Below are 12,347 nucleotides of genomic sequence, written 5' to 3'. Positions count from 1 at the left end.
GCGGCGCCGGCTACAGGATGTCGACGTTGTGGACCGCGAACTGGCCGCGCCCGCGGTCGGCGAAGAAGCGCTCCAGCGTTTCCCGCACGGTGCGGAAGGCGATCTCGTCCCAGGGGATCTCGTGCTCCCCGAACAGGCGCGCCTCCAGCGTCTCGAAGCCCGGGTCGAACACATCGGAGAGCAGGCGCGCGCGGTAGAACAGGTGCACCTGGCCGACCCCCGGCACGCTCAGCACCGTGAACAGGCCCTCCAGCTCGATCTGCGCGCCGGCCTCCTCGTGGGTTTCGCGCATGGCGCCCTGCGCGGTGGTCTCGCCCAGCTCCATGAACCCGGCCGGCAGCGTCCATTTGCCCCAGCGCGGCTCGATGTTGCGCTTGCACAGCAGCACCTTGTCGCCCAGGTAGGGCACGGTGCCCACCACGTTCAGCGGGTTCTCGTAGTGGATGGTGTCGCAGGCCGGGCAGACGGCGCGCTCGTGCTGGTCGCCGTCGTCGGGCCGGCGGTAGACCACGGCGGTCCCGCAATTGCGGCAATGCTTGATGGGGCTGCGAAGCGTCACGGACAAGACAAGGGCTCCCGCAGGAGCCCTCGATGGAGAAGGTTGGCCGGCAGTTTACGCCTTGGTCGACCGGGTGTGCTTGTCGATCAGCGCGCGGGCGGTGTCCAGCAGCTTGCGGCCGTCGAAGCCCTTCTTGTTCATGTCCTCCACCCACTCGACCTCGATCTGGCGCGAGCGGCGGCGGAACTCCTGCGCCTCGCCCGCGCTGACCGTGAAGATGCTGGTGCCGGGCTGGTCCACGGCGGCCTTGCGGCCGGGCACGTCGCCGCCCTGCTGCACCTTGCCCAGCCAGGCCGAGGTGGCCATGCCGGAGTTGGCGTCGATGATCTTCTTCAGGTCTGGCGGCAGGGCGTTGTACTTCGCCTTGTTCATGGCCATGACGAAGGTGGTCGTGTAGAGCGCGCCGCCGGCCGGATCGAATTCCGCGTGGTGCTTGGTCAGCTCGTGCACCTTGACCGAAGGCACCACTTCCCACGGGATCACGCAGCCGTTGATGGTGCCCTTGGACAGGGCGTCCGGGATCTGCGGCAGCGGCATGCCCACCGGCGTGGCGCCCAGCGAGCCCACCAGCTTGGTGACCTGGCGCGTGGGCGCGCGGACCTTCAGGCCGCGCATGTCGGCCACCGTCTTCACCGCCTTGTCCACGGTGTGGATCACGCCGGGGCCGTGCACGTGCAGCGCGATGACCTGGGTTTCCTTGAATTCGTCCGGCGCCATCGTCTGCACGTACTCCCAGTACGCCTTGGACGTCGCTTCGGCATTGGACATGATGAAGGGCAGCTCGAACACCTCCACGCGCGGGAAGCGGCCGGCGGTGTTGCCCGGGAGGGTCCAGATGATGTCGACCACGCCGTCGCGCGCCTGGTCATAGAGCTGCACCGGCGTGCCGCCCAGCTGCATGGCGGGATAGGCCTCGAACTTGATGCGGCCGCCGGAATCCTTCTCCACCTTTTCCATCCAGGCCTTGTGCATGTTCAGCCAGACGTTCGACGTCGGCGCCATGAAGGTGTGGAACTTGAGGGTGACGGACTGCTGCGCGAGGCCGGCGAGGGACGCGCCGCCGATCGCCGCGGCGGCACCGGAGCGAAGGAGGGTTCTGCGTTGCATCATTGTCGGGTCTCCAGGAGAGGTGTCCGAAGGTAACGCATGGGCGGCGCGGGGACCTTGGGGAGTTTCCCCGAGGATCTCAACTCATGTACTTCACGAGCCAGAGCGAGATCGAGGGGAAGAACAGCAGCAGGAGGGTGCGCAGCGTGTCGCTCACCAGGAAGGGCATCACGCCGCGGTAGCTTTCCCAGATCGGGGTGTCGCGCGCCATGCCGTTGACGACGTACACGTTCAGGCCGACGGGCGGCGCCAGCAGGCCGAAGCCCACCGTCATCAGCACCATGATGCCGAACCAGATCGCCGTGTATTCCTTCGACATGCCGAAGTCCAGCGACATGATCAGGGGGAAGAAGATCGGGATCGTCAGCAGGATCATGGACAGTTCGTCCATCACGGCGCCGAGCACCACGTAGAACAGCAGGATCGCGGCGACCACCATGACCGGCGACAGGCCCCAGCCGCCCACCACGCTGGCGAGCTGCCCCGGCACCTGCGTGAGCGCCAGCGCCGCGTTCATCAGGTCGGCGCCGATGAAGATCATGAAGATCATCGCGGAGCCTTCGGCGGTGGCGTAGAAGCAGTGCTTGAACTTGTCCCACGTCATCTCGCGCTTCAGCAGCGCCGCGACGAAGGTCGCCGCCGCGCCGACCGCCGCGCCCTCGGTGGGCGTGAAGAAGCCGCCGTAGATGCCGCCGAACACGAGGCCGAAGATCAGCGCGATGGGCACCACGCCGCGCAGCGCGCGCAGGGTCATGCGGGAGGCCTGCTCGTGCTCCGGCGCGTGGCCCGGGACCATGCGCACGTAGATGCCGATGGCGATCATGTAGCCCACCATGGCGATCAGGCCGGGGACCATCGCCGCCGCGAACAGCTTGGCGATGTTCTGCTCGGTGAGGATGGCGTAGATCACCAGCGGCACCGAGGGCGGGATCAGGATGCCCAGCGTGCCGCCGGCGGCCAGCGTGCCGGTGGCGAGCCGGCCGGAATAGCCGTGGCGCTTCAGTTCGGGCAGGGCGACCGAGGTGATGGTGGCGGCCGTCGCGACCGAGGAGCCGCAGATCGCGCCGAAGGCGGCGCAGGCCATCACGGCCGCCATGGCGAGGCCGCCGCGGAAGCGCGACATCACCGCGCTGGCGAACTCGAACAGCGCCTTGGAGATTCCGCCCTGGGTGGCGAAGTGCCCCATCAGGATGAACAGCGGGATCACCGACAGGTCGTAGCTGGCGAAGCGCGCGAAGGCCTGCGCGTTGAGGAAGTTCTCCAGCGGCGCCAGGCCGGCCTGCAGCACGTAGCCGACGCAGCCGGCCACGAACATGGAGATGGCGATCGGCGTGCGCAACGCCATCAGCACCAGCATCAGGCCGAAGATGACGCCGCACAGGGCGAGCGGGGTCATCGGGCAAGCTCCCCGGGTTTCCGCACTGCGTGCTCCGCCTCCCCCCTCCGGGGGCGGGCGCCTTCGGGCGGCCGTGCGGCGCTCACTCGCCCGCCTCCGGCCCGAAGCCGCGGGCGGCCTGCCACAGGGCGATCACCGCCGTGAGGACCAGCGGCGGCACCATGCCGGCATAGACGATCCACTCGGGGAAGCCGAGCATCATCGTGGTGGCGTGGGAGTTCCAGGAACTGAGGCCGCCGATCGCGGTGCGCCATGCGAGCAGGGCGACGGACAGTCCGAGCAGCAGGGCGCCGAGGCGGTCGAGGCGCGCGTTGGTGTGCGCGCTCGCCTTGGCGGTGAAGAAGTCGACGATGATGTTGCCGCGCCGGGCCTGGCACCAGGGCAGAAAGAGGGCGATGGCCGCGCCGGCGGCCACCCCCGTGAGCTCGAAGTCGCCGACCAGCGTGGTGCCGGTGGTATTGCGGCCGACCAGGCTCACGCACGTCATGAGCGTGATGCCGGTCAGGATGAAGCCGGCCAGGATGGCGCAGAACTTCGCCAGGTTCTCCAGGACGCGCAAGCTTGCCCCTCTTGTTGGCTTTATCGGAGTGTCCTCACGCGCAGGCTCGTTCTTGCGGCCGCGCTGCCGCGATCATAGGGCAGCGGCAGCGCGTTCCCCGCCGCGCCGTTGCCCTGGAGCCACCCGGTGTCAGGCGCCCTGAATCTTCAGCGAGATGCCTTCCAGGCCCTTCACGCCGCCCACCAGCGTGTCGCCGGCTACCACGGCGGCGACGCCCTCGGGCGTGCCCGTGTAGATCAGGTCGCCGGGCGCCAGTTCCCAGGCGGTGGAGACGTGCTCGATGATCTCGCCGATGTTCCAGATCAACTTCGACACGCTGCTGCGCTGGCGGTCCTTGCCATTGACCTGCAGGAAGATCTCCGCGTTCTCGATGTCGCCGGCCTGTGCCGCCGGCGTGATCGCGCCGATGGGGGAGGAGGCGTCGAAGGCCTTGCCGATGCACCAGGGGCGGCCCTGCTTCTTCATCTCGGCCTGCAGGTCGCGGCGGGTCATGTCCAGGCCCACGGCGTAGCCGAAGATGTGCTGCTTCGCGTCGGCGGCCTTGATGTTGCGGCCGCCCTTGCCGATGCAGGCCACCAGTTCGATCTCGTGGTGCAGGTCCTTGGTCAGCGTGGGGTAGGGCAGGGTCGCGGTCTGGCCGGCATCGACCACCACCGCGGCGTCGGCGGGCTTCAGGAAGAAGAAGGGCGCCTCGCGGCCGGTGAAGCCCATCTCCTTGGCGTGCTCCACGTAGTTGCGGCCCACGCAGTAGATGCGGCGCACCGGGAAGCGCTCGGCGCGGCCCACGACGGGCACGCTGACGACCGGCGCCGGCTGGAAAACGTAGCTCATGACAACCTTTCTTCATGGTGGATGCCCAGGGCTTCATGCACCGGGCGGTCGGAAAAACTGAACAGGACGCAGCCCTTCTCCGACGAGAAGCGCGCAGTGTGCCATGAGGGTACGACGAAGTGATCGCGGGGGCCGAAGGCGCAGCGCCACTCCTGCTCGCCCGCGCTGACGGTCACCTCGCCCTCGCCCTCGACGACGCTGTAGACCGCGCCATCGGTCTGCCGCGAGCCCTGGCCGGCGAACCCGGCCGGCAGCTTCTGCAGGAAGGTGCCGATGGTGGGCATGGGCCAGCCGCCGGTGATCGGATTGACGTAGCGCAGCTTCGTGCCGTCCCAGGCGTCGAGGGGCGCGTCGCGTTCGAGCCGCTCCAGCGCCTCGCGGCTGCGCTCGTAGGGGTAGCTGAAGATGGGCGAGGTGCGGCCGTGCGGCGCCGCGCCGCGCACCGGCGCCATGTTGTGGCCGTAGCGGGCGAAGCTGGTGCCCTCGGTGCGCGTGACCTGCTGCGACTTGCTGGTGTCGTTCTGCGCGAAGCCGGCGTCGAAGAAGCGGATCATCGGGATGTCCAGTCCGTCGAGCCACACCACCGGGTCGCGGGCCTCGTGGCCGTGGTCGTGCCAGGTCCAGCTCGGGGTGATGATGAAGTCGCCCGGGCGCATGGTGGTGCGCTCGCCGTCCACGGCGGTGTAGGCGCCCGAGCCCTCGACGATGAAGCGCAGCGCGCTCTGGGTGTGACGGTGGCTGGGCGCGACCTCGCCGGGCAGGATCAGCTGCAGGCCGGCGTAGAGCGACTGCGTCACGGCCGACTGGCCGCGCAGCTTCGGGTTCTCCAGGATCAGGACGCGCCGCACCGCTTCTTCCGCGGTGATCACCTCGCCGGCGCGCATCAGGTAGGGCCGGACCTCGTCGTACCTCCAGAAGGCCGGCACGCAGGGCGTCCTGGGCTGCGGCGGCACCAGCGCATGCAGCACTTCCCACAGGGGCGTGAGGTTGTGCGGGTCCATGTCGCGGTACAGCTGCTGGCGCAGCTGCGCGGTCGGAAGGGGTGCGTTCATGCTCGTTTCCTTTTCCTGCTACGCGGCGCGGCCCAGCCAGGCGCCTTGGCTTTCCAGACGGGATTGCAGCGACGGGACGTCGACCGCGGAGGCGGCAACGGCGCCCTGCAGGGCCAGGTCCGCGGCGACTCCCGCGGCCTCCCCCATGACGAAACAAGCGCCGCTGACGCGCGCCGCCGATTGCGCCTCGTGGCTCATCGAGGCGCAACGGCCTGCAACCCAGACGTTGTCCAGCCCGAGGGGAACGGTCATGCGGTAGGGCAGGTGGTTGAAGCCGCGGCTCTCCGGGATCTTCGGCCAGCGGAATTCGACGTCGCCCTTCAGGTGCAGCTCCAGCGGCCAGCCGTTGACGCCCACGGTATCGTCGAAGCTGGCGCACTCCAGCACGTCGGCCTCGGTGAGCTGGTAGAGGCCGCGCACCCGGCGCGTCTCGCGGATGCCGACCTGGGGCGCGATGTCCACGATGTAGCAGCTCTCGAAGCCGGGCACCTCGCGCAGGAAGCCGGCGACCTCGGCGATCTGGCGGCGGCCCAGCACCTCCGCTTCGCTCAGGTCGCGGGCGTCGGTGCCGTCCATGGCGTTGCCTTCCCGGTTGGCCAGCTGCGTCAGGTTCACGCGCCACTCGATCCCGCTCTTCTGCGGCCGCACGATGGGCGTCTTGCGCGGGAAGCGGTAGCGGCCTTCGGCCTCGGCCTCCTGCATCAGGCGGGGGATCACTTCCCAGGCCTTGCCGGCGCGCTCGGGGTTCACGCCGTTGAGCCGGAACATGGTCGAGGGATAGAGCATGTTGCCCTGCCCATCGCCCTTGTCCCACGGCGCGCCAGCCCAGGCGGCGAGGTCGCCGTCGCCGGAGGCGTCGATGAAAGCGCGGCCGAGCACGGCGCGGCGGCCCGACTTGGTTTCCACCAGCAGGGCCTGCACGCGCCGCGCGTCGTCCATCACCACGCCGGCGGCGAGCGCGTGGAACAGGAGCTCCACGCCCGCCGACAGCAGCAGGTCGTCGGCCGCGATCTTGTAGGCCGCGGTGTCGTAGGCCTGCGCCACCGTCTTGCCGAACAGCGCGTGCGGCTGGTTGAGGCCGCCGAGGGCGTCGATGCGCCGCAACAGGTCGTCGGCGACGCCGTGCACCACCTGCCGGATCCGGCCGTGCACGTTGGCATGCAGGCCGCAGAAGTTGGTGACGCCGGCCGCCGTGCCCATGCCGCCGAGGAAGCCGTAGCGTTCCACCAGCAGGGTCTTGCGGCCTGCGCGCGCAACGGACACGGCCGCGGCCATGCCGGCGGGGCCGCCACCGAGCACGACGACCTCGTATTCGCCCCAGACCGGCGTGTTCCGGCTGGGCTCCAGCAGGGTGTGGGTCATCAGTCGAACAGCTTTCCCAGGTCCAGGCCCTTGTACATCCATTGGAGCCCGGCGAAGCCCGCGGATTCCTCCCCGCCCCGGAACATCCGGTTGCGCAGCTCGCGTGCCACGCCCGACGCGTGGTAGATGTCTCCGTAAAGCCGCGCGGTCAGTTGCACGCGGCCGGTGCGCAGGTAGCGAGCCTTCTGGTACTTCTGGAAGGCCGAAGCCACGTCGTCGTGCGCGTGCTTCAGCGCCTCGCCCAGCACCACCGCATCCTCGATCGCCTGGCCGGCGCCCTGCGCGAGGTACTGCAGCATGGGATGGGCGGCGTCGCCCAGCAGGGTGACGCGGCCGTCGCTCCAGTTCTGCACCGGCTCGCGGTCGCAGAGCACCCACATCTTCCAGGTTTCGATCTTCTCCAGCAGTTCGCGCACCTGCGGCACGGCCTGGGCGAAGCGCTCGTTGAGCTCCGCGGTGTCGCCGAAGGTGTTCCAGCCCTCGTCGTACCGGTTGCTGTGGAACACGGCGACCAGGTTGAACAGCTCGCCGCGGCGCAGCGGGTAGTGCACGAGGTGCGTCTTCTCGCCGCCCCACAGCAGGACGTCGTCGCTCCACAGGTGCTTCGGCACCTCCTCGCGCCGGAGCACCGCGCGGTAGGCGATGTGGCCCGAGACGCGCGGCTTGCCGTCGCCCACCACCGACTGGCGCACGCGGCTCCAGAGGCCGTCGGCGCCGACCAGCGCATCGGCGCGCAGCGTCTCGCCGCCGGCCAGCTGCACCGTGACGCCCCGGCCGTCCTGCGTGTAGCCCTCGACCTTGCAGGAGGTGCGCAGCGTGACCTCGGGCCGTTCCCGGCAGGCCGCGAGGAAGACGTCGTGGATGTCGACGCGGTAGATCACGCCGTAGGGGTAGCCGTAGGCGGCGCGGGCGGCGTCGCCGAGCGGCACCCGCACGACCTTCTCGCCGGTGCGCACGTCGTTCATGCCCAGGCCGGGCGGGAAGAACGCGACTGCGTTGATCGCCTCGGTGAGCCCCAGCACTTCGAACATGCGGAAGATGTTGGGACCGAGCTGGATGCCGGCACCGATCTCGCCGAAGCTCGCCGACTGCTCCAGCACCGTGACCCGATGGCCCTGCCGCGCCAGCACGTACGCGGCCGCGAGGCCGCCGATGCCGCCGCCGGCGACCACGATCGAAAGGGCCTGGCTCATGCTTGTCTCCTCCTCAGCTCCGCGGAACCGGGCCGCGCCAGATGCTAAGCATACATATTGGTTTGACCTGGCGCAAGGTTCCTGCCTAGACTGGCGGCCATGAGCAAAGGCTTCGACTTCCGGCACGCGCCGGGGCACCTGATCCGGCGCGCGCACCAGGTGGCGGTGGCGATCTTCATGGAGGAGACCTCGGGCTTCGAGGTGACCCCGGTGCAGTTCGCCATCCTCAACGCGCTGCTGGATGCGCCCGGCGAGGACCAGGTGACGCTGGCGCGCACGATCGCCTTCGACGCCGCCACCTTCGGCTCGGTGATCGGCCGGCTGGAGGCGCGTGGCTGGGTGCGGCGCGAGGCCGACGCGGCGGACCGTCGCCGCAAGCGGCTCTGGGTCACACCCGAGGGCGCCGAGGCGGCGCGGAAGATGCGGCGCTCGGTGGGCAAGGTGCAGGCGCGCATCCTGCAGCCGCTGGCGGACGAAGAGCGGGCGCAGCTGGTCGCCTTGCTCGATCGCCTGGTCGCGGCGCACGAGAGCCTGGCCGCGACTGTGGAGCAGGCGTAACAAACGTCAACGAGCGGCCTCGTCCGACACAAGTAGGCCGCGGTCCCGGTTCCAATTCAGGCTTCGAATTGCATTGAAGGGAATCGATGAACAGCTTCTCCATCCGCACCAGCCTGATCGCCGTGACAGCGGCGGCCTTCGGCCTCGTCGGCTGCGCCGACATGAACACCGGCATGAGCCCCACGGCCCGCGACACCGCCATCGGGGCCGGCGTCGGCGCGCTCGCGGGCGCGGCCATCGGCCAGAACGGCAAAGGGGCGCTGATCGGCGCGGGGGTGGGCGCCGCCGGCGGCTACATCTGGTCGAAGAGCATGGAGCAGAAGAAGCAGGCGATGGAGCGCGCCACCATGGGCAGCGGCGCGACCGTCTCGCAGACCGCGGACAACCAGCTGAAGCTGAACGTGCCGAGCGACCTGTCGTTCGACACCGGCCGGGCCGACATCAAGCCGAACATGCGCCCCATCCTCGACCAGTTCGCCAGCGGCCTGCAGGGCCAGCCGAACACCGAGGTGCGCATCATCGGCCATACCGACAGCAACGGTTCGGATGAACTGAACGACCGGCTTTCGCTGGAGCGCGCGCAGGCGACGAAGAACTATCTCGTCGCGCGCGGCGTGCCCACCAACCAGGTCCAGGTCACCGGCCGCGGCGAGCACGAGCCGGTGGCGGACAACGCCAGCGACGCGGGCCGTGCCCGCAACCGCCGCGTCGAGATCTTCCTCGCCGAGCGCAACGTGACCGCCTCCCGCTGAAGCAGGCGGCGCACCATGGAGAAGGGGCCTCGCGGCCCCTTTTTCATTGCTCGTCGCTCTTCGTGAGCAGGGTGAAGTGCTCCACGTGGGGCGGCTGGGCGAAATACGGGCCCACGATGGCGCGCCATTCGGCGAACAGCGGGCCGCCTCGGAACCTGACGGTGTGGTCCTCCAGCGTGTCCCAGAAGATCTGCAGCACGTAGCGCTCGGGCGTCTCGACGCACTTGTTGACCTTGAAGCCGCGGAAGCCCTCGGCGCGCGAGATCACGGTGCGCACGCCGCGGGCGATGGCTTCGTCGAATTCCTTCTGCTTTCCGGGCTGGATGCGGAGGTCCGCCAGTTCCAGGATCATCGTTGTCCTCCGGGTGTGGGTTGTCAGTGCAGGGCGTGCACCAGCTGGCTGGCGCACAGGTGGACGGCGACGTTGGCCTCGTCGAGCACGCGGCCCATGAGGATGAAGCCATGGATCTGCCGCTCGAAGTTGACCAGGGTCGCGCGGCTGCCGGCTTCCGACATCTTCTGCGCGTACTGCAGGCCCTCGTCGCGCAGCGGATCGTAGCCCGCGGTCAGGACGAAGGCCGGTGGCAGGTCGGCATGGCTGCGCGCGAGCAGCGGGGAGGCGCGCCAGTCCTCGTCGTGCGCGTCCCCGCCGAGGTAGTGGTCGTGGAAGTAGGCGATGTTGTCCTTCGTGAGCATGTAGCCCTGCCCGTTCGTGGCGTGCGAAGGGGCGCCGCGGCGCTGGTCCGTGGCGGGGTAGATCAGGAGCTGGAGCTTGATGGTCAGGTCGCCGGCGTCGCGCGCGGCCAGCGCCACCACCGCGGCCAGGTTGGCGCCCGCGCTGTCGCCGCCCACGGCCAGCCGGTCGGCGTCGATCTTCAGGGTGGAGGCATTGCCGCTGATCCAGCGCGTGGCGGCCAGCGCGTCGTCCACCGCCGCCGGGAAGCGATGCTCGGGGGCGAGCCGGTAATCCACCGCGATCACCGCCGTGCCCGACAGGTTGCACAGCTCGCGGCAGAGGGTGTCGTGCGTCTCCAGGTCGCCGATCACCCAGCCACCCCCGTGGAAGTAGACCAGCACCGGCAGCACAGCGTCGTCCGGCGTGCCGAGTGGGCGGTAGCTGCGCAGGCGGATGGGGCCGGCGGGGCCGGGCGCCTGGAGGTCGCGGCGGGCGGCGACGTGCGGCGGCTCGGGCTGGGTGAAGAAGCGCCGCTCGAGGTAGTACGTCCGCGCGTCGGCCGGCGACAGTGTGTGCATGGGCGGCACGCCCTTTTCCTCGATCAGGCGCAACAGGGCCTGGGCCTGGGGATGCAGCATGCGGGTCTCCTGTCGTCGTTCTCCCCGCAGTGTAGAGGAGCCGGCCGTTATGCTCACCCCCCATGAAGCTGTACAACTACTTCCGCTCCTCCGCCTCCTTCCGCGTGCGCATCGCGTTCGAGCTGAAGGGGCTGCCCTACGAGTACCTGCCGGTCCACCTGGTGAAGGGCGAGCACAGGCAGGAGGCGTACACGGCCGTGTCCGCCTCGCAGCTCGTGCCGACGCTGGAAACCGACGCCGGCGAGCTCCTGAGCCAGTCGATGGCGATCATCGAATACCTGGACGAGACCCATCCCGAGCCGGCGCTGCTGCCGCGCGACGCGCTCGGCCGCGCCCGGGTGCGCGCGCTCGCCCAGCTGATCGCCTGCGAGATCCATCCGCTGAACAACCTGCGCGTGCTGAAGTACCTCACGCGCGAGCTGAAGGTGGACGAGGCCACCAAGAACACCTGGTACCGCCACTGGGTGCGGGACGGGCTGGAGAAGCTGGAGCAGGAACTGGCGCGCCTGCCCGCCGGCACCTACTGCTACGGCGACACGCCCACGCTGGCCGACTGCTGCCTGGTGCCGCAGATCTTCAACGGCAAGCGTTTCGAGGTCGACTTCGGCGGCCTCACGCGCACGATGGCCGCCTTCGATGCCTGCATGCGGCATCCGGCGTTCCAGAAGGCGCAGCCCTCGAACTGCCCGGACAACGAGGCCTGATGGGGATGGTGCCGTGGTGGCCGGCGCCGGCCGGCGTGCGTGCCTTCTGCAGCGAGCGTGACGGCGGCGTCTCCGCTGCGCCCTACGAAAGCCTCAATCTGGGCGACCACGTGGGCGACGACGAGTCCGCGGTGGCAGAGAACCGGCGCCGCTATGCCGCGGCATTGCAGGCCCGCCCGGTCTTCCTGAAGCAGGTGCACGGGCAGGGCGTCGTCCGGCTGGACGCGGACACGCCCGACATGACCGAAGCCGACGCCTGCTGGACCCGCGAGCGCGGCGTCGCCTGCACCATGATGGTGGCGGACTGCCTGCCGGTGCTGCTGGCCGGCGGCGACGGCGGGATCGTCGGCGCCGCCCACTGCGGCTGGCGCGGCCTCGCCGGCGGGGTGCTGGAGGCGCTTTGGGCGCAGATGGCGCCGACCGCCGGGCCGGCGCAAGGCATGCTCGCCTGGCTCGGCCCCTGCATCGGGCCGGATGCCTTCGAGGTGGGCGCGGAGGTGCGCGCGGCCTTTCTCGCCCACGACCCGGTGAGCTCGGACCTGTTCCGGCCCCTCGCCGGCGGCAAGTTCCTCGCCGACCTGCCGGGCCTCGCGCGCCGCCGGCTCGCCGCGCTGGGCATCACGGCGATCCATGGCAATGACGGCTCGCGCGCATGGTGCACGGTGGGCAATCCCTCAAGGTTCTTTTCGCACCGGCGCGACCGCGTCAGCGGGCGGCTGGCCGCCTCCGTCTGGCTCGTCTGAGGCCGCGGCCGTCGCGGCCGCCGCGGCGGCCTCGCGGGCCCGGCGCGCGGCACGCCGGGCGGGCCGACCCATGAGGTAAATAAGCAAGGCGACAGGACCGACGCCATAGAGTAGAAAGGTGAAGACCGCACCGAGCAGGGTGCCATTCGGGTGATTGGCCTCGGCCACGCCCATCATCAGCGCCACGTACAGCCAGGCGGTTACGACCAGGTACATG

15 protein-coding genes are annotated in these 12,347 nt (G+C 69.8%); 4 read left to right on the top strand and 11 right to left on the bottom strand.

The features are described 5' to 3' along the window. Positions 1-10: 10 nt before the first annotated feature. The 8 genes from JJ685_RS01985 to JJ685_RS01950 all read right to left on the bottom strand — a co-directional run bounded on the left by JJ685_RS01985 (position 11) and on the right by JJ685_RS01950 (position 8,059). Positions 11-559 (bottom strand): NUDIX hydrolase, encoded by a 549-nt coding sequence (locus JJ685_RS01985; RefSeq protein WP_201673661.1) that lies wholly within the window; start codon positions 557-559, stop codon positions 11-13. A gap of 54 nt (positions 560-613) precedes the next feature. After that, a complete protein-coding gene (locus JJ685_RS01980; protein WP_201672494.1) occupies positions 614-1,669 on the bottom strand; it encodes a TRAP transporter substrate-binding protein in 1,056 nt (351 codons plus the stop codon). Between the two features lie 76 nt (positions 1,670-1,745). Then, positions 1,746-3,062 (bottom strand): TRAP transporter large permease, encoded by a 1,317-nt coding sequence (locus JJ685_RS01975; protein WP_201672493.1) that lies wholly within the window; start codon positions 3,060-3,062, stop codon positions 1,746-1,748. An 82-nt stretch (positions 3,063-3,144) separates the two neighbouring features. Continuing rightward, positions 3,145-3,621, bottom strand: a complete 477-nt coding sequence (locus JJ685_RS01970; protein WP_201672492.1) for a TRAP transporter small permease — start codon at positions 3,619-3,621, stop codon at positions 3,145-3,147. Between the two features lie 129 nt (positions 3,622-3,750). Further along, complete coding sequence (locus tag JJ685_RS01965; protein ID WP_201672491.1) at positions 3,751-4,452, bottom strand: fumarylacetoacetate hydrolase family protein; 702 nt, start codon at positions 4,450-4,452, stop codon at positions 3,751-3,753. After that, positions 4,449-5,504, bottom strand: coding sequence for a gentisate 1,2-dioxygenase (gene gtdA, locus JJ685_RS01960; protein ID WP_201672490.1), 1,056 nt, complete (start codon positions 5,502-5,504; stop codon positions 4,449-4,451). Before gtdA ends, JJ685_RS01965 begins: the two co-directional genes overlap by 4 nt. 18 nt (positions 5,505-5,522) lie before the next feature. Then, a complete protein-coding gene (locus JJ685_RS01955) occupies positions 5,523-6,866 on the bottom strand; it encodes an FAD-dependent oxidoreductase (protein ID WP_201672489.1) in 1,344 nt (447 codons plus the stop codon). Next, complete coding sequence (locus JJ685_RS01950) at positions 6,866-8,059, bottom strand: 3-hydroxybenzoate 6-monooxygenase (RefSeq protein ID WP_201672488.1); 1,194 nt, start codon at positions 8,057-8,059, stop codon at positions 6,866-6,868. The genes JJ685_RS01955 and JJ685_RS01950 overlap by 1 nt, the downstream gene beginning before the upstream one ends. A gap of 99 nt (positions 8,060-8,158) precedes the next feature. On the opposite strand from JJ685_RS01950, the gene JJ685_RS01945 reads away from it, so the two are divergent. Both JJ685_RS01945 and JJ685_RS01940 read left to right on the top strand, forming a co-directional pair. Beyond that, positions 8,159-8,617 (top strand): MarR family winged helix-turn-helix transcriptional regulator, encoded by a 459-nt coding sequence (locus tag JJ685_RS01945; protein ID WP_201672487.1) that lies wholly within the window; start codon positions 8,159-8,161, stop codon positions 8,615-8,617. A gap of 86 nt (positions 8,618-8,703) precedes the next feature. Beyond that, a complete protein-coding gene (locus JJ685_RS01940) occupies positions 8,704-9,369 on the top strand; it encodes an OmpA family protein (RefSeq protein ID WP_201672486.1) in 666 nt (221 codons plus the stop codon). 43 nt (positions 9,370-9,412) lie between these two features. Here the strand turns inward: JJ685_RS01940 and JJ685_RS01935 are convergent, their stop codons facing one another. Further along, entirely contained in the window at positions 9,413-9,721 is a 309-nt protein-coding gene (locus JJ685_RS01935) for an antibiotic biosynthesis monooxygenase family protein (protein ID WP_201672485.1), read from the bottom strand. Positions 9,722-9,744: 23 nt separating this feature from the next. After that, the gene (locus JJ685_RS01930) at positions 9,745-10,683 is read right to left on the bottom strand and encodes an alpha/beta hydrolase (protein WP_201672484.1); all 939 of its coding nucleotides are present in this window, start codon (positions 10,681-10,683) and stop codon (positions 9,745-9,747) included. Positions 10,684-10,745: 62 nt separating this feature from the next. Here JJ685_RS01930 and maiA point away from each other — a divergent pair, with 62 nt between their 5' ends. Together maiA and pgeF are read left to right on the top strand one after the other, a co-directional pair. Further along, on the top strand, positions 10,746-11,387 hold the full coding sequence (gene maiA / locus JJ685_RS01925) for a maleylacetoacetate isomerase (RefSeq protein ID WP_201672483.1): 642 nt from the start codon (positions 10,746-10,748) through the stop codon (positions 11,385-11,387). Then, positions 11,387-12,130, top strand: coding sequence for a peptidoglycan editing factor PgeF (gene pgeF / locus JJ685_RS01920; protein ID WP_201672482.1), 744 nt, complete (start codon positions 11,387-11,389; stop codon positions 12,128-12,130). The genes maiA and pgeF overlap by 1 nt, the downstream gene beginning before the upstream one ends. Here the strand turns inward: pgeF and JJ685_RS29575 are convergent. Further along, positions 12,062-12,346: a hypothetical protein gene (locus JJ685_RS29575; RefSeq protein ID WP_236598653.1), complete on the bottom strand. Its 285-nt coding sequence runs from the start codon at positions 12,344-12,346 to the stop codon at positions 12,062-12,064. The genes pgeF and JJ685_RS29575 overlap by 69 nt on opposite strands. Between the last annotated feature and the right edge of the window lies 1 nt (position 12,347).

The organism is Ramlibacter monticola, from assembly GCF_016722785.1.
Lineage (GTDB): Bacteria > Pseudomonadota > Gammaproteobacteria > Burkholderiales > Burkholderiaceae_C > Ramlibacter > Ramlibacter monticola.
Note: the sequence above shows the minus strand (reverse complement) of the source record. Positions and strands in the feature narration are given on the sequence as shown.

Coding starts and splice junctions, on each gene's coding strand:
- JJ685_RS01980 (WP_201672494.1), bottom strand. CDS start 1,669: ATGATGCAACGCAGAACCCTCCTTCGCTCCGGTGCCGCCGCGGCGATC.
- JJ685_RS01975 (WP_201672493.1), bottom strand. CDS start 3,062: ATGACCCCGCTCGCCCTGTGCGGCGTCATCTTCGGCCTGATGCTGGTG.
- JJ685_RS01965 (WP_201672491.1), bottom strand. CDS start 4,452: ATGAGCTACGTTTTCCAGCCGGCGCCGGTCGTCAGCGTGCCCGTCGTG.
- gtdA (WP_201672490.1), bottom strand. CDS start 5,504: ATGAACGCACCCCTTCCGACCGCGCAGCTGCGCCAGCAGCTGTACCGC.
- JJ685_RS01955 (WP_201672489.1), bottom strand. CDS start 6,866: ATGACCCACACCCTGCTGGAGCCCAGCCGGAACACGCCGGTCTGGGGC.
- JJ685_RS01950 (WP_201672488.1), bottom strand. CDS start 8,059: ATGAGCCAGGCCCTTTCGATCGTGGTCGCCGGCGGCGGCATCGGCGGC.
- JJ685_RS01945 (WP_201672487.1), top strand. CDS start 8,159: ATGAGCAAAGGCTTCGACTTCCGGCACGCGCCGGGGCACCTGATCCGG.
- JJ685_RS01940 (WP_201672486.1), top strand. CDS start 8,704: ATGAACAGCTTCTCCATCCGCACCAGCCTGATCGCCGTGACAGCGGCG.
- JJ685_RS01935 (WP_201672485.1), bottom strand. CDS start 9,721: ATGATCCTGGAACTGGCGGACCTCCGCATCCAGCCCGGAAAGCAGAAG.
- JJ685_RS01930 (WP_201672484.1), bottom strand. CDS start 10,683: ATGCTGCATCCCCAGGCCCAGGCCCTGTTGCGCCTGATCGAGGAAAAG.
- maiA (WP_201672483.1), top strand. CDS start 10,746: ATGAAGCTGTACAACTACTTCCGCTCCTCCGCCTCCTTCCGCGTGCGC.
- pgeF (WP_201672482.1), top strand. CDS start 11,387: ATGGGGATGGTGCCGTGGTGGCCGGCGCCGGCCGGCGTGCGTGCCTTC.
- JJ685_RS29575 (WP_236598653.1), bottom strand. CDS start 12,346: ATGTACCTGGTCGTAACCGCCTGGCTGTACGTGGCGCTGATGATGGGC.